This is a genomic window from Clostridium sp. LS3 (assembly GCF_055330225.1).
Genome location: NZ_CM143921.1, coordinates 975,469 through 996,786, shown reverse-complemented (window position 1 = coordinate 996,786; position 21,318 = coordinate 975,469). Strand labels below are relative to the sequence as shown.

Below are 21,318 nucleotides of genomic sequence, written 5' to 3'. Positions count from 1 at the left end.
CTTTTAACCCAATAAACATTTTCACTTAATGCTTAATTGTACTTCATAATATTATATTGTTCATTCTCTTAATTTATTTATAAAAATTAAGAGAATTATGTCTTTTAAAAATATAAAATAAAGAGTGACATAAGTATTCTATCTATCTTATGTCACTCTTTAATGTTACTTCGTCTTATTTACTTTTTCTCTTTAATATAAATACTCCTGCTGTTGCAAGCACCGTTCCAAATAATCCTACAGCAGCTGCTGGAGTTCCACCTGTATTAGGTAATTTACCACCTTTTCCTCTGTCTTTATTTGGCTTCTTGTTACCTGAATTATTGTTATTTCCATTATTATTGTTGTTTCCATTGTTATTATTACCTGAATTATTTGAGTCTCCCTTTGCCTCTAAATTAGCTAAAGCTAGATTTAAAGTTTTAGTTGCTGCATTTACTTCTTCTTGTGTAGCTTCTTTATCTTTTACTACTTTACTAGCACTCTTTAATTCTTTCTTAAGCATTGCTATACTTTCCTTAGTATATTTAGATAAATTCATATTCTTTACTTTATTTATTAAATCTTCAAGAGCAGATTTATCTGGAACTAATCTTAAATCAAGGTAAGATTTAAGTAAGTTATTATAAGCTGCATCTACTTCCTCTTGAGTTGCATCTTCATTTGCTAAAACTTTTTCTGCATTTTTTAATGCTTTTTCAAACTTATCCCAAGTTGACTTAATATATTTATCTTTATTTAAGCCTTCAACCTTATTTACTAAGCTTTGAAGAGCTGTCTTATTTATATTCTTCTTAACTAAAGCATCTATAGCTGTCTTTAAGTTATTTAATGCTTCATCTACTTCCTCTTGCATTGCATTTTCATCAGCTATTACCTTTTCTGCTTCTCCAAGAGCTCTTTGTAAGTTCGCCCATGAATCTGATGTATACTCTTTCTCAACTAATGCTTTTACTGAATCTGCAAGTGCTTGTAATGCTTCCTTATTTCCTTGCTTAAATTCAAGCATCCATATTGAATTAACTAATCTCTTAAATGCAGCATCTACTTCTACCTCTGTTGCATCTTTATTTCCATAAACTTCTTTAGCTTGTGCCAACGATTCATTGAATTCTTTAACAACAGCTGGTACTACACCTTCTAATCCACCATTAGCTACTACTTCATCAGCATAATCTATTGCTATCTTTAATGCTGTCTTATCAACTTCTGGCTCAGGCTCAACTTCTCCTTCAACGATAGTTAATGTTGCAGCCTCATCAGCCATCTCAACAACATTACCATCTTCATCAGCAATTACACCATTTGTGATATTAAATGCTATCTCTTCTCCAGAAGCCTTAGCAGTGAATTCTAAATTAACAATATCTTTATCATTTTCTATAGCTACTCCCTTTGTAGCAACTACTACAGTTACAGTTCCATTATTATCTTTAGCTGAAACTATATACTTAGAATCATCAACTGATGTTGCGTTAGCAAAGTCTACTTTTTCTTTATCGTAAGCTACATCAAATTGCATAGAATACATATTATCAGCAGATAAATCTTTAGCTCCTAATTTAATATCAAAGGTATTTCCAACAGTTATTTCATCTGTTGGTAAAGTAACTTTAAAACCTACTTCTACTGGTACTTCTTCTCCACCTTTTACTATTGTAGCTATTTCCTCTGCTGTTAATGCTCTATTAAATATCTTAACCTCATCTAAGGAACCCTTCATATTTCCTGAATCAGCTAATCCTGCCTTAACATTAGCACCGATTCTCTTAGCTGGTCCATTTATTTTTGCTGATATTTTATCTTGTAATTGACCATTTACATATAAAGTTGTACCTGTTCCATCACCTACAAATGATAAGTGTACCCACTCTCCTTCAGGAGCTACATAATTAAATGTAGAATCACTTACACCAAATTTTGTAATACCTACTTTTTTGGTATTTTTCCATTGTTCAAGCTTGATTTCTCCTTCATTTCCTCCAATTAAAACTGCATTTGTTCCAGTATTTTGACCTTTCTTAACCCAAAGTGTAGCAGACCAATCACCCTTTAAATCATTTATTCCTAAATCAACGTACCCAGTTCCATCAAATGAAAGTGCGCTTCCATTTTTACCTTCAACCCATGTAGTTCCACCTTTTATTGTTCCTGGATATAAACCATTTTTATCATTAATTACTGTTCCTTCAGCTTCATCCATATTCCACTCAGCATTTACTGGCTCATATGGAACTTCCCATATATTAGGATCTTTGAAGTAATTTATTCCTTGATTTTTCATTCTTTCGCCATGTGCAATTAATCGTGGTTTATAAGTTTCCCATTCTGTATATTCTTTTTGTGACCAACCGATTTCAGCTAATCCTAACAACCGAGGGAAAGCGAGAAATTCAAGATTTTCAGTTTTACTTTCTCTTATAGTTTCACTCCATAATGGTGCTTCAATACCAATAATTCTATCTCTAGCACCATAATCAGTTGGATCCCATTCATATGCTTGTTTAACTGAAGTTGGACCTGCCCAACTTAGACCTAACTCAGTACTTCTATCATATTTTTGATCAATATATGCTTTATTAGCTGGAGAAACTAATTGTTTTAAATCCCCTTTGAAATTATTTCCAGTTGCAGAGCTATTATCCCAGTATTGACAAATAGCATTTTGATCACCTGTTACTACTTCATCATAACCTTGCCATCCGATTGTAGTCATATTATAGTTATGAGCTATTTGAGTTACTCTTTGACAGAATTTCTTGTAATCTTCTTTACTGGTGTTATGAGCTTCATCTCCACCAACATGAATTGTTTTAATTAATGGAGAAATTTCAGATATTTGTTTAAATACAATATCTACAAATTCATAAGTATTTTCATTATTACATTCAAATGAAGAATATCCTACATCATAATCTTTAGATGGTTTTGTATTATCCTTTGGACCAACAGGTTTTCCATCTTGAGTTGAATTTAAATAATTTAAAGAAACCAATGCAGCCCAAGTATGTCCTGGCATATCGAATTCTGGTATAACTTCAACATATCTTTCATTTGCATATTCTACAATTTCTTTAAATTCTTCTTGTGTATAATATCCACCTTTATCACCATAAACTGATGATTGGGCTCCAATTTCAACTAATTTATTAAGGTCTTCTTCTTTTTCACCAATTGTTCCTTTAATTTGAAGACGCCAACCTTGGTCATCAGTTAAATGTAAATGTAATTTGTTAATTTTATATTGAGCAGCATTATCAATATATCTCTTAACTTGATCAACACTAAAGAAGTGTCTTGCAGTATCTAGCATTGTTCCCCTATATTCATATTCTGGCTTATCATCAATTTCTGAGCATGGCATGCTCCATTCTTCACCTGTAACTACTTTACTTTTTTCAATACTTGCTGGTAGTAATTGTCTTAATGTTTGTACTGCCCTAAAAATACCTTCTGGCTTATATGCTACTACTTCAACACCATTAGTTGTAACACTTATTTTGTATCCTTCATCACCTTGCTCTTCTTCTCCACCTACAGTTGTTAAGTATATATTTCCATCTGGAACATTAGCTCCTTTCACTACATTGAATTGAAATCCTGTTGATGGGCTAAACTTATTTGAAATATATTCCCCTGTTCTAAATATTTCATCTGTTTCTTCTTCAGTGTTTCCTTGTACATAAATAGATGTATTTTCTGTTAAAATGAATTTTCCTTCTGTTTGGTAATCGCTAAGTGGCTTTGGTATAAGTGCCCTTTCAAGACTTACCTCATTATTAACATCAGTTGCCTTTGTTTCTGCAAATGATATAGTTGGAGTTAATGTAAAGAGATATACAAAACTTAATATAGTGCATATTTTAGATTTTAATTTTCCCATTTATCCTACCCCCTAAAATTCTAAACTTAAAAATTATGATACTTAGTTATAAATAAACTTTTATCTTCTAAATAATCTTTTTATTATTTCACCTCCAAACTTTATTAATTATTTAATAAATATTCACTTTCACCTCCTCTATAATCTTTTATAAACTCTATTAATTTCAACATATTATAAAAAGAGTTAGTTTTTGTACTTTTTTATTTATTATATAAACAGCTTTATCAACATTTAAAATATGATCCTTAAATTTTTTCTTATGTAATAGTCCTCTTAGGAATTTTATCTTTAATTCTACATTTGAGCATAAAAAAAAGCTCTCTTACTAAAATTGTGAGAAAGCTAATGCCCAACTGGTAACACGCAACACAAACTATTCCATTTAATTACTTTTATTCAATTATATACCATATAATTCCATCTGTAAATGTATTCACTGAATATTTTTGTATATTTATCCAAAATAAGCTTTACTTCTAATAGTTGAGCTACATATTACTATTTATTTAAATAATCTATCCTAATCCTATTTACAAAAATTGGAATAAAAGTTAAGATAGTATTATATTATTAATAATATAGTTAATTAACGTGTTACTGAAAAGGCATGAGTTAGTTCTTTATTACCGAGGGACTAGCTCTTTTCTTTTTTAATTATATTTAACTAAATATAGCTTCAGTAAATTCTTAAAGGAGGTGTTGTCTACCATACTATTCTTTAGTTAATTAAACTTAACTTTGGGTAATACAATGAAGGAGGGATAATTAGAAGCTAAATTAATACCTTACACTTTAATAACTATACAATTCTTTACGCTTTACTTAATTCTAAGGTTATTAAACTATTTTAAATTACTAATGTATTAGATTTAAAATAAATATTTTAGGGGGAATTATTAATGAAAAAGAAGTTTATAGCTCTTATAAGTGCCATAATATTTGGAAGTATGACAATATCACAATCTGTTCAAGTTAATGCATTTATGAATGAAAATAAAAATATAATATATGAAAATATACAGTCTCAAGAAATCAACTATAATTTAGCTTTAAATAGAAAAGCTTATTCATCTGGAAATGAGACCTCATCACTATCACCTAACAAAGCCTTTGATGGAAACCGAGTATCAAGAGATTCAAGATGGTCTAGCTCTAGCTTTAATGAAAATGTAGGCGCTTGGATTTATGTTGATTTAGAAGAAGTTAAAGAATTTAAGGAGTTCCATCTTTATTGGGAAGCTGCCGCAGGAAAGGAATACGACATACAAATAAGTAATGATGCAACTAATTGGGAAACAGTTTCTAGTATTACTGATGGTGCTGAAGGAAAAAAAGTTATTACTCTCGATAAATCAGTATCTTCAAGATACGTAAGGCTGTTTATAAAAAAACATAGCCCTGCGGTTTGGAACTGTGTTTCACTATATGAATTTGAAATCTATAAAGAAACTCCACCTAAAGATATCAATGATATAGCGCAAGATTTTACTACTCAACCTACTGTCTCTGAAGATGGAAAATCTATAATTTTACCTGATGCTCCAGAAGGATGTACTTTAAAGTTATATGGTACTGATAGAGCTGAAGTACTGGATTTAAACGGAAACATAACAACTCCATTAGAAGATGTTAGTGTAAACTTATTATATGAGTTAGCATATAAGGATAATGTGGAAAAAACAGCAATTACTAAAAATATAAAAATAGATATTCCTGGCAGCCATCCCCCTCAAGATGGAGAAAATAAAAAACCATTTGTTATTCCTTCATTAAGAGAATGGGCTGGGGATGATGGTCAATATACTTTAACTAACGATTCTACTATAGTTGTAAATCCTGAATACAAAGACAAGCTTGAAAGTTCAGCAGATATTACAAAAAAAGATTTGAAAGACATTACAGGAAAAGATTTTAATGTAGAGTTTGGTTCACCATCAGAAGGCGATATATATTTAACATTAAATGAAAAAGATAATACTTTAGGTAAACAAGGATATGAGCTATCAATAGATGAATATATAACTATTATAGCCCCAGAGGAAACAGGAGTATTTTATGGAACAAGATCTGTATTACAAATATTAAAGCAAGATGAAGGAAAAGATAATGTTCCAAAAGGTGAAGCAAGAGATTACCCTAAGTACGGAAAAAGAGGCTTTTCACTAGATGTAGCAAGAAAATACTTCCCTCTTAGCTATTTAGAGGATACAGCAAAACTTATGTCCTGGTATAAAATGAACGACTTCCAAATCCACCTTAATGACAACGCCTTCCCTTCAATGTTCGGTAATGATTGGTCTAAAGTTTATACTGGATTTAGAATAGAATCCGAAACTTATCCAGGATTAGCATCAGAAGATGGACATTATACTAAGGAAGAATTTAAAAACTTTCAAAAAGAATTTATTAATTATGGTATAAATATTATACCGGAGCTAGATACACCAGCTCACTCTTTAGCAATATCACATTATATGCCTGAAATAGCAAGTGAGAAATATGGTCCTGATCATTTAAATTTAGAAAATCCAAAAACATACGAGTTTGTAAAAAATCTATTTGATGAATATTTATCAGGAAATGACCCTGTATTTGTTGGTCCAGATGTCCATATAGGTACTGATGAATATAAAGGTGCAGATCAACCAACTAAGGAGTTATTTAGAAAATATGCTGATGATCTAATCAACCTTGTAAATGATTACGGAAAAGACCCTATGTTTTGGGGATCACTTACTGCTTTAAATGGCACAACTCCAATAAGTAATGATGCAACTGTTGCTTGTTGGTATAATGGATATGCTGATCCTATAGAAATGGCAAAACAAGGTTATGATCTAGTAAGTATACCAGATGGTTCAGTTTATATTGTTCCAGCAGCTGGATACTATTATGACTATTTAAATACCAGTAATCTTTACAACAATTGGGAGCCAAATAAAATTGGAAATGTAACTTTCCCATATGGATTCCCTCAACTTAAAGGTGGTATGTTTGCTCTTTGGAATGATAAATATGGAAATGGAATTTCTAAACATGATTGTCACGATAGAATTTTCCCTGCAGTACAAACTTTATCAGAAAAAATGTGGAGTGGTAGTGATAGCAAGATAGATTATAGTACCTTCCAAACATTAAGTAAAAAGGTAGGAGAAGCTCCAAATGCCAACATATCTCATAAAGTTGAAGAAGAGCTTCCAAATAATGAGGTTATAGGAATTGATTTTGATAATGAGCTAACAAACAAAAGTGATTTAGATGTAACCTTAGAAGGTAAAAATATAACTATGAACATGGATGGAAGAATTGGAAATTCTGTTAAATTAAATGGTGGAGAAAGTTATATCGAAACTAATATGGATTCACTAGGCTTTGGATGGACAATGTCTACATGGATTAATCCAAGTGAAAACAATAAAAATGATGCTGCAATTATGGAATCTGAGGAAGGAAAATTAAAGTTAAAGCAAGGAGACACAAATAAACTAGGTTTTTCAAAAGAAAATTATAACCATTATTTTAATTATGTTGTCCCTGAAAACAAATGGACACATATAACTCTAACTGGTGATAATAAAGGAACTAGCTTATATGTAAATGGTCAATTCAAAGAAAGATTGGAAGGTAATGGAATCCCTGGGGTAGTTGGTGGTGAAGGCAGTAGATATGTTCAAACATTCGTTTTACCACTTAACTATATAGGAAGTAAGACTAATTCTTTTAATGGATATTTAGATGATTTAAAAGTTTATAATAGAGTTTTATCTAATGAAGAAATAAGCAAGCTTTCAGGAATTGAAATAGACGCTCCCCAAGAAAACTTAGCTTTAAATAAGACTGCTACAGCATCATCATCAGAAGTGCCTTATTTAGGACCTAATGAAGCTGTAGATGGAGATAAAACATCCAAAAACTCTAGGTGGTCTTCAAATTATAACGATAATGAATGGTTCCAAGTTGACTTAGGAAAAGTTGAAGAAATATCTTCAGTAAAGATATTCTGGCAATCAGCATATGCAACAAAATATAAAATTTTAGTTTCTGAAGATGGAAAAGGCTATGCAGAAGTTTACAATAAAGAAAATGGATCAGGAGGAACAGAATCACTACTCTTTACTCCAGTTAAAGCAAGATATGTTAAGTTCCAGGGTGTTAAGAGAAGCTCTGGATATGGATATTCTTTCTATGAATTTGAAGTGTATGGATCTGTAAGTAGAAAAAGTTTAGAAGATGAAATAATTAAAGCAAAAGCCTTCTTAAGTACTATAGTTGAAGGTACTGAAAATGGTCAATACCTAAAAGGTGTTAAAGATAAACTCACTGAAATTATTTTTAACTCTGAAAAAGTATATAATGATCATATGTCTACTGAATACGATATTGCCTTCGAAGTTCAAAACTTAAAAAATGAAATATCTATCCTCAATAAGTATTTAATAACTGATACAACAGGAGATGTAAATAAAGATAAGCTTATTAATATATCGGATTTAGCAATAGCTTCTAAGCATTATGGAAATGTAGATGATACAAATATTAAGAGCATTAACTCTGATATTAATTATGATGGAAAAGTAGATGATTATGATTTAAACTTTATATCAAGTAAAATATTTAAATAAAATAAAGGAACAGTGGGTAGATTTAGTTTTTCAAAAATCTACCTACTATCCCTATTTCTTTTAGTTAAAGAATTTTCCACATTGATTTTACACTTAACCGTGCTTACTAATCTCTTTATGGCATTTTATTTAATTTCATAACCTCTACTGAATCTTTAATTTCTTGTAAATTTCTTCCCATAGAGGCCTCTACTATTGCAGTAAGTCCACCTTCAACTATAGCTGTATCTGCAATGATAACTTTATCTCGTAGCTCTTCATCTAAAAATTCTATAGCCATTTCTGCATTCATATAAGCACTTCCTAAATCAAATAACACAAGTACTCCATCCTCACTATAAACTTCTTTTATACATTCGGTTATTTTCTCCATATCAGTTCCTATTCTATTGTCCTTTGTTCCCCCTGCTGTTGCTACTTTTGCTTCTGGGGCCATTTGCATTGATAGCTCTTTAATTCCTTCTGCGATATTTTTACTATGTGAAACTATAACTATACCAACCATGATTATATCCTACCTTTGCTATACTTCTTGTGAAATTGTTTTTAATATAAGATACATAGATGTAGCCCCAGCATCTTGATGTCCAATACTTCTATCACCAACATAACTTGCTCTTCCCTTAGTTGCTACTATATCCTTAGTGCTAATCATTCCTTTTTCTGCGTTTTTTTGAATTTTATTTAATACTAATTTAGCTTCTATGCCCTCTGCCAAAGCCTTTTTGCCTGATAGAAGTGCTGGTTCAAGAGAATCTATCATAGTTTTCTCTCCTAAAACTCCTTTGCCTCTCATCTTAATACCTTCTAGTGCTGCATCTAGCATATAAATAAAATCTTCTATTCCTATTTCAGTTTTCTTTGCTATAACCATTGATGCTTTCATAAAAGCTGTACCATATAAGGGACCTGATGCTCCACCTACATTAGATACTAAAGCCATTCCAGAAGCCTTTATTATATTACTTATATCATCATCTTGTAATGTATCTATTTTATCAACTACTGCTGCAAATCCCTTGCTCATGTTTAATCCATGATCACCATCACCAATTGCTGCATCTAACTCAGATAAATATAGTTTATTTTCTTCCATAACTGAATTTATCTTTCTTAATATTTCTTTTACCTTTATTCCATTTATCATAAGTATATCCTCCTATTTAAAAACTTTTAATGCTGGTGTATCTGCTTCTTCATCTAATAAACTCTTTAATTCCTTATCTAATTTTAAAATTGAAATTGAGAATCCTGCCATTTCTAGGGACGTCATATATTCACCTATAAAGGTTTTATATATTTTTATCTCTCTTTCTCCTAACATTTCATGTAGCTTTTTATTTACTATATAAAGTTCCATAAATGGTGTAGCTGCTAAACCATTAACCATAACTGCTACTTCTTCACCTTTTTCAATATCTATGTTTAAAAGTATTCTTTCCACTAACTGCTCTACTATAGAGTCAGCTGTTGAAATCTTTTCTCTATGAGTTCCTGGCTCACCATGAATACCAATTCCAATTTCAACTTCATCTTCAGCTAAATTAAAGTTTGGCTTACCAGCTGCTGGTACTATACAAGATGATATTGCCATTCCCATACTCTTAACGTTTTCAATTGTCTTCTCTGCAACTCTTTTAACCTCAGAAAGATCTCTACTTCTTTCAGCCATAGCTCCTGCAATTTTATGAACAAATACAGTGCCTGCAATTCCCCTTCTTCCAGCTGTATAAAGGCTATCCTCAACAGCAACATCATCATTTACAACTACACTAGCAACTTCTATCCCTTCCATTTCCGCCATTTCCTTAGCCATATCGAAATTCATGATATCACCAGTATAATTTTTTACTACTAACAACACACCTTTGCCACTGTCAACAGCTTTAATCCCTTCATAAACTTGATCCGGAGTAGGTGATGTAAATACTTCTCCACAAACAGCCCCATCTAACATTCCATATCCAACATAGCCTGCATGAGCTGGTTCATGTCCACTTCCTCCACCAGAAATAATAGCAACTTTATTAGTAGCCTTATCCTTTCTTACTAAAACATTTCCTTCTTCTATCTTTCTTAAATACTCAGGATATGCATACTCAATACCTTTTAACATATCACTTAAAACATTACTTGGATCATTTATTACCTTTTTCATAACCACACTCTCCTCCCCAAAATATCTTTAATTATATTTAAAGCAGTAATTATGCCAAATATATTTATGATAAGATGTCTATTATCTACTTTATGAAAAGTATTTAAATCTACCTATTTATAAATTATTTGACATACTTGAATACTACTAGCTTTCACATCTATTATAGTAAAATATTATCATCTTTTACAAATTTTATCAATACATTAGGAATTATAAAGACGTAACAATGGTTTTATTTCTTTATTTAGATGATAATAATATTATTAGTTAAACCCTTATTTTCCACTTCATATTCTTGGCATTACTCTTTTAATATATAAAAGAACCCCTTAAAAACTTACCGTAGTATCTTAAGTAGTTTTTTAAACTCTATTTTATTATTTTAGAACCAAAAATTTGTCACAAAATTATTTCACATCACTTGCTATATTAATGAATTTTTGGTATAATTACACAAATTTAAAATATATTAAGACACTATTATAACTAACTTAATTTTTTAAATTAATATTTGGGGATATTAATTTTTCTAAATTAAGCTTATAAAAATATTAATTTTTATTTGTGTATATTAATAGATGGTAATGGAGGTAATTTGAAATGAAAGATAAACTACTTTTAAGTCTTGCTGAGTCAACTAACTTAAATTCTATTAACAAGCAGGATGTTTTATTTGGAAACTATAGGGGATATAATATTTCAATAAATTCAATAAACTATGTATATTATATTGATTTTCCTATAAAACTTACTTCTGAATTTGGGGAAGATAAACTGAATTCTTTTCTTCATGATTTAACAACTGAATTTAAAAAGCTTAATTATGCAGCATATAAACTTTCTAGCATTCAGCTACAATATACACCACAGTATAAAAAATATCGTAATCCAGAAATAGTATTATCTATATTAAATAAGCTAATAGATTTTGCTATTATGAACAATTTAGTTACTTGCTGTAGTTCTTGTGGTGAAGTGATAGAAGTAACACCATTTTTATTAGGCTCTACTGTTATTCCCTGTTGTAAGAACTGCCAGTTAGAAATAAAAAATACAATAACTGAACAGCAAAATAATGTTCAAAACAAAAGTAATAATGTAGTTGGTGGAATTGTTGGTGGATTTATAGGAGCATTACTCGGATCTGTTCTTTGGATAATTATATATCAAATGAATTATATAGCTGCAATCGCTGGACTAGCTATTGCTGTTTGCTGTATTAAAGGATATCAAATGCTTGGAGGAAAACTTAATTTATTAGGTGTTGTCATCACCTCTATAATTACTATCTTAATGGTTTATTTAGCTAACCACTTTTCCTTAGCTATTGATATTTACTCAGAATTTAAAATGGATTATTATATAACATTCTTTGATGCATTGAAAGCTGTTCCAGATTTCTTAGAAGAGCCTTCCATTAGAGAAGCATTTATGAAAGATTTACTTATTGGTTATCTTCTTACTGCTATTGGTTCATTCTCTTATATTAAAAAAGCATATAGAGAAGCTAATTATAAAATAAAAGCAGAAGAAATAAATTTGTAAATTATTAATGAAAATCAAATTAATATAAGACTTTTAAATATACTGTTAGTATAAAGTAATGGACACTCTTGTTCTTAAATAGATAAAATATTAATTATCTAAGAATAGGAGTGTCCATTACTTTATATAAACTTTATAAAAAAATAGTCATTATATTAGTGTTATAACTTGTATTTTATTTCTTCCCATAATTCCTAAGACTAAAAAAATAAGTGGTGCTAATAAAATTACTATTATTGTGGTTACTATGATATTATAATTAGTAGCTACACCAAATATTGATGTTATTGTAGTTACTATGATATTATAATTAGTAACTACACCAAATCCTAATGTTATTGTGGTTACTATGATATTATAATTAGCAACTACACCAAATATTGATGTTATTGTAGTTACTATGATATTACAATTAGTAACTACACCAAATCCAGCTAATATTATTAATTCTATAAAAAAGAAGAATTGTAAAATGAATTTGAAATGTCATCTTACAATCCTTCTATATTTTATTTCTAGTAAACTCTATTATTCTTCTCTTTTTCTTTTCTTTAAAGTTTTAGCTCCTGCAATAACTGCTCCAGCTCCTAAAAGTAACATTACTGTAGATGAAACAGCTGCTCCAGTACTAGGTAATTCACCACCTTTTCCGTTGTCTTTATTTGGCTTATTGTTTCCTGAATTATTGTTTCCATTATTTCCATTGTTGCCTTGGTTATTGTTATTTTCATTATTATTGTTATTACCACTGTTTCCTTCGTTGTCTTTTTTCTCTTCTAAACTAGCTACAGCTAATTCTAAATCTTTAACAGCTTTTTCTACAACTGACTTAGTAGATTCTTCGTCATTTAAAACTTCATTAGCTCTACTTAATGTAGCTTTTAAATTTTCAACTGTCTTATTAGTATATTTAGATAAATCCATTTCCTTAACTTTATTTATCAAATCCTCAAGTTTAGACTTATCCGGCTTTAATCTTAAATCAATATATGATTTTAATAAATCTTCATAAACTTTATTTACTTCAACTTGTGTAGCATCTTCTTTTTCATATATAACCTTAGCATGTGCTAAAACTTCTTCTACTTTTGCCCATGTAGATGGTATATATTCTTCCTTATTTAATGCTTCAACCTTTTCTATCATATTCTTAAGATTTAATTTATTTGCAGGTTCTGGCTTAACTTCTAATTTGCTAATAGCATCAAATAATTTATCATGAGCCTCTTTAACTTCCTTCTCTAAAGCATTTTCATCTGCTAATACCTTTTTAGCTTCCTCTAATGCTTTTTGTAAGTTTGACCAAGTTTCTTCAGTATAATTCCCCTTAAATAATGCATTAGCTATTTCAATTTGTCTATTAAGTTCTGTCTTATCTCCAGTTTTAAACTCAAGCATATGAATAGCATTAACTAACCTATCAAATGCCTCATTAACTTCTACTATAGTAGCATCAACCTTAGCATAAACAGTATTAGCATGTTCTAATGCCTCTTTAAACTCTTTAGCAACTACTGGCACAACATCTTTTAAAGCTCCATTAGCTTCTACATCTAGTGCATAATCTATTGCCATTCTTAATGCTGTTTTATCAACTTCACCTTGTTCAACTTCTCTTTCTAAAGTTATTACATATTTTACTTCTTTTAATCCATTTTCAGATCTTACAATAACATCTAGCCTCTCTGAATTATCTACAGTATAAATAGTTGATACTGATGCATTGTTAGTTGTATCTACAGCTATTTTTGGTAAATCTTCATTAGATTTTAACTTCATTGTATAATTATATCTATCTGAAGCAAAGCTTTCTAAATCTTTTCCATTAATCTTTATGCTATTTGCAACGAAATCTGGATTTTGCACTACTCTCTGTTCAAAGGATTGCATCTCTCTTATTGCTAAACCTTTACCAGTCTTCGCTTTCATCTTTATTCTTAAAGCCTTTGTCTTTACCGTTTCAAAAGTATAATAATTTTTATCTGTTGGTGATGTAATTTCAGGGTTAGAAACTAAATTAGATACTGTTACCCAATTACTATCATCATTAAATGGGTTTTCTGGCTCCATTAATACCTGTCCTGGTTTATTTGGTAGAACAACCTTATCTCCAACATAATATTGTATTTCAAAGCTTTCTGGAAGGCTGCATCCATGATCTTCAAAGAAATTAATTTCTAGATTATTTATATATTTATCTTCTGGTACATCTGTTCCGAAGATAACGCCAACCCAATCATCACTTCTTCTTGAAGGCTCTGCCCAGTTAGTCCATCTCTTACCATCTAACATTTCATCATTTACAGATTTAATGCTATCAAATGGTTCATGTGTATATGAAGCTATTGCCATTGCCAAATCGAAACCTACTCTTGTTCCTGCAAAGTTAATACCTTTTACAGTTACATCAGTTACTCTGATACTTGCATTTACAATTTTATCTGTTCCTTCTACTGTTCCATTTACAACAAAAGTTCCAACTTTACTTAATAACTCTTTATCATAATCTTTCCAAGTAACAGGAAGATCAACTATTGTTCCATCTGTATAGTAAGCCTTTACCGTTTGCGGAAGCTTTGGTTCCACCTTTACATTAGTTGCAAGTGAAACATTTTGTACTGCTGATAATCCCTTAACAACCACTTTAGCCTTAGCTTTTAATGCTTGTCCTTCAACAGTTCCTTCTACTTCAAATACCCCGTACTTATTATAAAAATCTTCCTTTATATTGTCCCAAGTAACCTTTACCTCTCTAGGTAACCCAATATCATATATTGCTTTTACCTTTTCTGGTAATATTGGTGCAACTCCCTTATTTGTTTCTACATTTACTTTTTCATATGAAATAATAGTCTTTTTAGCTGGATTCTTTCCAATATTTATTTCTATATCTTCAGTACTAACAGTCTTACCTTTATAAGTTATTTCAGCATTTAGAATTACTGTTCCTTCTGTATAAGCATATAACTTACCATTGTCTATTTTCGCTTCCCCAGAATCCTTAGAAGATATATTATATTTAGCTTGTATTTGATCTTTTCCAATTGAAGAATCATCTTCTAATGTTCCCTCTATTATAATATCAACAATATCATCCTCAATTATATTCTTCTTAGATAATTCTATTGTTGCTGAAGTTAATTGTGGATCACCTTCTGAAAAATTAACTATATAATTATTAGTTCTTCCATCTTCTGCTGTAACCATAACAGTAGCGTTGCTATAAACATTTAATGCTGGAACTACAAATATACTTGCAGTATCCTTAGCAGTAGCTGTAACTACTGGTACCTTTGAAGCATATGGTAGATTAATTGCATACTGGTTGGTGTTCTCATTAAACCCTTCAATACTAGCATCATTTACTTTAATATCACTTAATAACGCTGTAGCATTACTCTCTACTACATTAGAGTAAATGTAAAATTCAGTAATACCGACTGCCTTATTAGCTAAAGTATCCTCTTTTAATAAAGTTCTTATTTTAGTTGTATCTACTTCATCAAAAGTAATTTCTTCTGTGCCTTCTGATGAAAATCCTGTTGTCTTACTTTGATTAGAAACTCCAAGCCATTCATTACCATTCCAATATTCAACTAAAATCTCACTTGGAATAGCAACTCCACCATCAGTATATAATGAAATTCCTATTTTACTTATAGAGTATTCTTTATCAAACTCTATACCAACATATTCATCATAATTTTGTCCAGGTTTTCCCCAGTTTGTCCATCTATTTTTAGGGTCACTAACCTTAGAAACTATACCATCATTTATATTATTAACACTATCATATAGACTAAATCCATCAAATGCTCTTGGATATGCCTTACCTTCATTTAATGCTATATTTACTTCTTTAAAATTATCAGATACAACTACAATAGCTTTAGCCTTTAAACTTTCTACTCCTGTAACTGTACCTTCTATTGTAACAGTTTTAGCTGAATCAACATCCTCTGCTGTTAACTCGCTCTCCCAAGTTACTGGATATTTCTCTATACTTCCATCATTACTTACCACTGACACTTCTGTTGGAAGTTTATCTTGCTTTCCAACAGGTAATAACATTCTAGAATCTAATATACCAATAATATCTTTAACTATTACTTTAATACTTACTGGAATATTACTATCTACTACAGTTCCATTAACTTTAAATATTCCATGAGCTTTTAAAGCATCCTCTGGAACTGGATCCCACATAACATCTACTTCTTTTTTGCTTCCATCTGAATAAATTCCTGTTACTTTCTCTGGAAGTTTTAGTTCCCCATTAATAGGTACTGTAACATCACTTACATTATATCCAAGAATCTTATTTTCACTTAATTCTTCTTTTGGTACAGTGTATACTGTTGTGTTATCAGAAGAAATTCCCGGACTTGTTGCTGTTAATGTAAATGAACCAGCATTTTTTGTTGATTGAACAATAACTAAAGCCTTACCATTAAAGGCTTTTCTCTTATTATCTTTATATCTCTCAGCAGTTGCAGCATTACCATTGTCAACACCAACAATTTTACCATTACCTTTAACGTCAAAATTTATTAAGTTATCGGCATTTGGAACTAAAGTTCCATTTTCATCAACTACATCAACTGTAATAAATGATAAATCATATCCATCTGCGGTTATAACTTGTCTATCTGCGCTTAAATCAATCTTTTTAGCATCATTAGCAGTCTTAACTACATCTCTTGCAATTTCTTTACCATTTTCATCCTTTGCAACAGCAGTTAACTTACCTGGTTTATAAGAAACTCTAAATTCTAAGTAAAGCTTACCATCCTTAGTCTCTTTATAAGTTCCATTGTAACCTGCATTAGTAACTTCATATTCCTCAGAATCTACTAACGTTCCTAACTCATTACTAGTTACATCTTCATTAAGGTATAAATCAACAGAATTAGCATTAGTATATGCATGTACTAATATCTTATCTCCATCAACCTTTATACTATCATCATTCTCCCAATTCCAGTGTGGTAATAAATGAACCATTGGCTTATCTGTCCATTGACTTTGGTAGAAATAGAATATATCTTTCTCAAATCCAGCTGTATCTATAGCACCAAAGTATGAAGATTTCGATGGGAATTTATTGTAATAAGGAGTTGGTTCTCCTATATAATCGAATCCTGTCCATATATATTCTCCTAATATATATTCTCTATCTCTATTCATCTTCCATGATTCTTGTGCTCTTCTACCCCAAGCAACACGATCATTATCATAAGAAGATTGTTGTAAATCTGGATGATTATCACCTATACCAACCGTTTCTGGATGTGCATATATTCCTCTACTTCTTATAGCTGAAGAAGTCTCTGATCCATACATTATCCAGTCTTCGTATTTTTCTTTATATTTATCATAATTATGTTCAGAATAATTAAAGCCTACAACATCTATAATATCAGCTACATTTTCATGAGGTCCTCCATCCCCCATAAATGCAATTTCTCCCATAGTTGTAGGTCTTGTAGTATCAATTTCCTTAACCCACTTCTGAAGATTTTTTGCTACTTCCAGCCCCTTTGCTTCACTTGTTTCCCATATCTCATTTCCTAATGACCACATCATTATACTTGGAGCATTCTTTCCTCTGTTAATCATTTGTTTAATATCATGCTCTGCCCAAGTCATATCTCCATAGATTGATTTTTGCTCGAAAAACCTTGCATAATCATATGGATTCTTTCCGCCATACCAAGTATCAAAAGCTTCTTCTATAAGAAGAATTCCCTCTTCATTACAAATATCTATTAAATGTTGTGAAGCAGGATTATGAGTAACTCTTATAGAATTTACTCCCATCTCTTTTAACTTTTTAACCTGTCTTCTTATTGATGTCTTATTATCAACAGCTCCTAAAGAACCTTGGTCATGGTGCATACATACACCTTCGAGCTTCATTTGCTCCCCATTTAAGAAAAAACCATCATTAGATGTCGTATCAAACCATCTCATACCAAAATCTGTTTCATACTCATCTACTGTTTGATTGTCAATAATTACAGTAGTGGCTACCTTATATAAATATGGATTTTCAGTTCCCCAAAGTATTGGATTATCAACAGTTACATCTGCATTGAATTTCTTAGTAGCACCTGCACTAACTACTTCAGTAGTTACATTTTCCGCTACGTTATTTCCTTCAGCATCTACTATAACTGATTTAACGCTTACTTCTTTGTCTGTAGATTCCTCATTCATAATATCTGTTTTAATATTAACTTTAGCTTCATCTTTTTTGTATTCGTTTTCTAAATCTGGTGTAGTTACATAAGTACCATATTCTGCAACATGAATATTTTCAGTAACTATAAGATTAACATCTCTATATATACCACTACCAGAATACCATCTACTACTTGGCTGCTGATTCGTTGCTTTTACAGATATAACGTTTTCAGTAACGCCATCACATATTAAATCATCTGTTATGTCAAATGTAAATGGAGTATATCCATAAGGATTATTCCCTATTTGTTTACCGTTTACATAAACATAACTATCCATGTATACTCCACCAAAGTTAATGCTTATTTTCTTTCCTTCCATTTCTTTAGGAAGCACAAAGCTCTTTCTATACCAACCAATTCCACCATCTAAAAATCCACCATTATAACGTCCTGGAGAATCTTTATTAAAATCTAACTCAATACTCCAATCATGAGGCAACGTTAAATTTCTCCACTGACTATCGTCAAAATCTTTTTCTTTAGCTCCTGCTATATCACCTAAATTAAATTTCCAATCATCATTAAATAATATAGTTCTTTGTGATTCATTATTTATAGTCCTAACTATTGCACTATTATCCCTCGCTATAGTATCTGCCAATGCTGTTATTCCTGAAGAAGTCGTAATTACTACTGTAGCTATAACTAAGCTTAATATCTTTTTAAACTTCATACTTTATCTCCCCTCATCATTTTAACCATCTTTTGTCAATACCCTTTAACTAAACGTTTTATTCTTACCTCCTTAAATCTTCTATAAGATATTTTACATATTAAACTTTAAACTATCTTACAAAATATCATCATAATTGACTTAGCTTACATATTTAATTGTAGAACCTTAATAAATTGACTTCTATACGAAAAACTTAACAAATGTATGAAAATTCTTAACTTTAATGTAAAAATCTAAATTTATATTAGAAAATTATCCTTATTAATTTATCAGTTTAAAAACTTTTTTCTCTTTGCTTAAGCTAAAAAAAGCCATCTATTTAGTACAAAAGTACTTTAGATGACTTTTTAAGGCTATAATAATATTAAATTTAATAACATTTGTTAGTGCGACAGCCCTATATTTAAATTTATTTTTTCATTTTAAACATTATTCTCTTTTTCAATTCTTTTCAGATCCCCATATATTACTGTCTTTATAATAATTTATCCCCTTATTTTTCATTCTCTCTCCTTGTTTCTCTAATCTAGTCTTATATTCATTCCAATCTCTAGATTCTTTAGGTGTCCAACCTATTTCAGAATAACCTAATAACCTTGGATATATCATATAATCCATAGCTTTTGTATCAGAAATTGTTTCTGTCCATAATGGTGCTTCTATACCTAAAACTAATTCCTTAGGAGCATAATCAGTAGGATCCCATTTATATGCAGTTTCTACTGGAATATAACCTGCCCATGTTTCTCCATATGGTGTGCTCTCGTTATATTTCATATCTAAATAAGCTTTGTGTGCAATTGAAATAATCATTTTCATGTTTTTTGCTCTAGCTGCCTCATTTGAATCTTTCCAATTTTGTAATACTACACTTGAATCTATTTCTGGAGATGTATCAATTGGGTCCCAACCTATTGGAGTCTTTCCATATTTCTGAACTATTTTAGATACTCTCCCTACAAAATAATCATAATCTTCTTTTTTAGTACTATCTGCTTCGTCCCCTCCTATATGAAAATATTTTGAAGGTGATATCTCAGAAATTTCCCTAATTACATCATCAATAAATTCATATGTCTTTTCATCATGAGTCATGAAAGAACTAAATCCTACGCTTGTGCCTGTATATAAAGGTTTCTTTTTACCATCTGGATTTAAAAATCCATAAGAAGCCAGTGCTGCATTAGTATGCCCTGGCATATCAATTTCAGGGATTATTTCTACATATCGTTCAGCTGCATATTTAACTAAATCTTTAAACTCTTCTTGTGTATAATATCCTCCAGGTCCACCACCTACTTGTGTACTTCCACCTATAGCAGTTAAGTCTGGCCATTTTTTTATTTCTATACGCCACCCTTGATCATCAGTAAGATGTAAATGAACCCTATTTATTTTGTATTGAGCAGCAAGATCTATTTGACGTTTAATTTCATCTACAGTAAAAAAGTGCCTAGCTACATCAATCATTAATCCTCTATGCTCATATTCAGGTTTATCATCTATTATTGAAACTGGAACACTCCATTCTATATTAGTTACTTTAGTTTCTTTATCAATTTCTGGCGGAAATAACTGTCTTAATGTTTGAACTCCTCTTGAAATCCCTTCTGGCTTGTATGCAATAATCTTAACCATTTCTGGAGTAGTTACAATTTTATAACCCTCATTTCCATCTTCTTCTTCTCCTCCTATAGTAGTTAAATAAATACTACCAGGTGTAGGATTATCACCTTTAATAATATTTAACTGAAATCCTGTTGAAGCTTTTAATTTTCCTTTTATAAACTCTGCAATTTTAACAATTTCTTCTGTTTCCTCTTCAGTATTTCCTTTCACATAAATTGAAGAATCTTTTTTAAGTATAAATTTCCCTTCTCCACTTTCATAGCTTATAGGTTTAGGAATAATAATATTATTATTCCTACTTTCTCCTAAAAAAGTTGGTTCTGCTTGACTAGTCTCCTTAGACATAGCTTTGAAAGAAACTACTCCTAGTACTAGAAATACCATCATTATAGATATGATAGATATGAATTTCCAATATGTATTAGATTTACTTTTCATTAATTAATCCTCCTTACATATATAAAATATTTATTTTATTAAATACTTTATATGGTAACTGCTTTGAAGCATTCATTATTATTTTATAACCTAAATCCGATAGCATATACTAT

Annotated in this window: 8 protein-coding genes; 2 read left to right on the top strand and 6 right to left on the bottom strand. The window is 30.5% G+C overall.

The features are described from left to right. Window positions 1–175: 175 nt before the first annotated feature. A complete protein-coding gene (locus tag ACZJV1_RS04570; protein ID WP_463651575.1) occupies window positions 176–3,883 on the bottom strand; it encodes a family 20 glycosylhydrolase in 3,708 nt (1,235 codons plus the stop codon). A 902-nt stretch (window positions 3,884–4,785) separates the two neighbouring features. On the opposite strand from ACZJV1_RS04570, the gene ACZJV1_RS04565 reads away from it, so the two are divergent. Then, window positions 4,786–8,508, top strand: a complete 3,723-nt coding sequence (locus tag ACZJV1_RS04565) for a discoidin domain-containing protein (protein ID WP_463651574.1) — start codon at window positions 4,786–4,788, stop codon at window positions 8,506–8,508. A gap of 115 nt (window positions 8,509–8,623) precedes the next feature. On the opposite strand, the gene dhaM is transcribed toward ACZJV1_RS04565, so the two are convergent. From dhaM to dhaK, 3 genes are read right to left on the bottom strand one after another with little or no spacing between them, the layout of a single operon-like run. After that, a complete protein-coding gene (gene dhaM, locus ACZJV1_RS04560) occupies window positions 8,624–9,013 on the bottom strand; it encodes a dihydroxyacetone kinase phosphoryl donor subunit DhaM (RefSeq protein WP_411170068.1) in 390 nt (129 codons plus the stop codon). An 18-nt stretch (window positions 9,014–9,031) separates the two neighbouring features. Then, window positions 9,032–9,655, bottom strand: a complete 624-nt coding sequence (dhaL, locus tag ACZJV1_RS04555; RefSeq protein ID WP_463651573.1) for a dihydroxyacetone kinase subunit DhaL — start codon at window positions 9,653–9,655, stop codon at window positions 9,032–9,034. A gap of 12 nt (window positions 9,656–9,667) precedes the next feature. Beyond that, window positions 9,668–10,666, bottom strand: coding sequence for a dihydroxyacetone kinase subunit DhaK (gene dhaK / locus ACZJV1_RS04550; RefSeq protein WP_463651572.1), 999 nt, complete (start codon window positions 10,664–10,666; stop codon window positions 9,668–9,670). A 603-nt stretch (window positions 10,667–11,269) separates the two neighbouring features. On the opposite strand from dhaK, the gene ACZJV1_RS04545 reads away from it, so the two are divergent. After that, window positions 11,270–12,214: a hypothetical protein gene (locus ACZJV1_RS04545; protein WP_463651571.1), complete on the top strand. Its 945-nt coding sequence runs from the start codon at window positions 11,270–11,272 to the stop codon at window positions 12,212–12,214. Window positions 12,215–12,742: 528 nt separating this feature from the next. On the opposite strand, the gene ACZJV1_RS04540 is transcribed toward ACZJV1_RS04545, so the two are convergent. Further along, the gene (locus tag ACZJV1_RS04540) at window positions 12,743–19,135 is read right to left on the bottom strand and encodes an Ig-like domain-containing protein (RefSeq protein ID WP_463651570.1); all 6,393 of its coding nucleotides are present in this window, start codon (window positions 19,133–19,135) and stop codon (window positions 12,743–12,745) included. Window positions 19,136–19,579: 444 nt separating this feature from the next. Then, entirely contained in the window at window positions 19,580–21,205 is a 1,626-nt protein-coding gene (locus ACZJV1_RS04535; protein WP_463651569.1) for a family 20 glycosylhydrolase, read from the bottom strand. Between the last annotated feature and the right edge of the window lie 113 nt (window positions 21,206–21,318).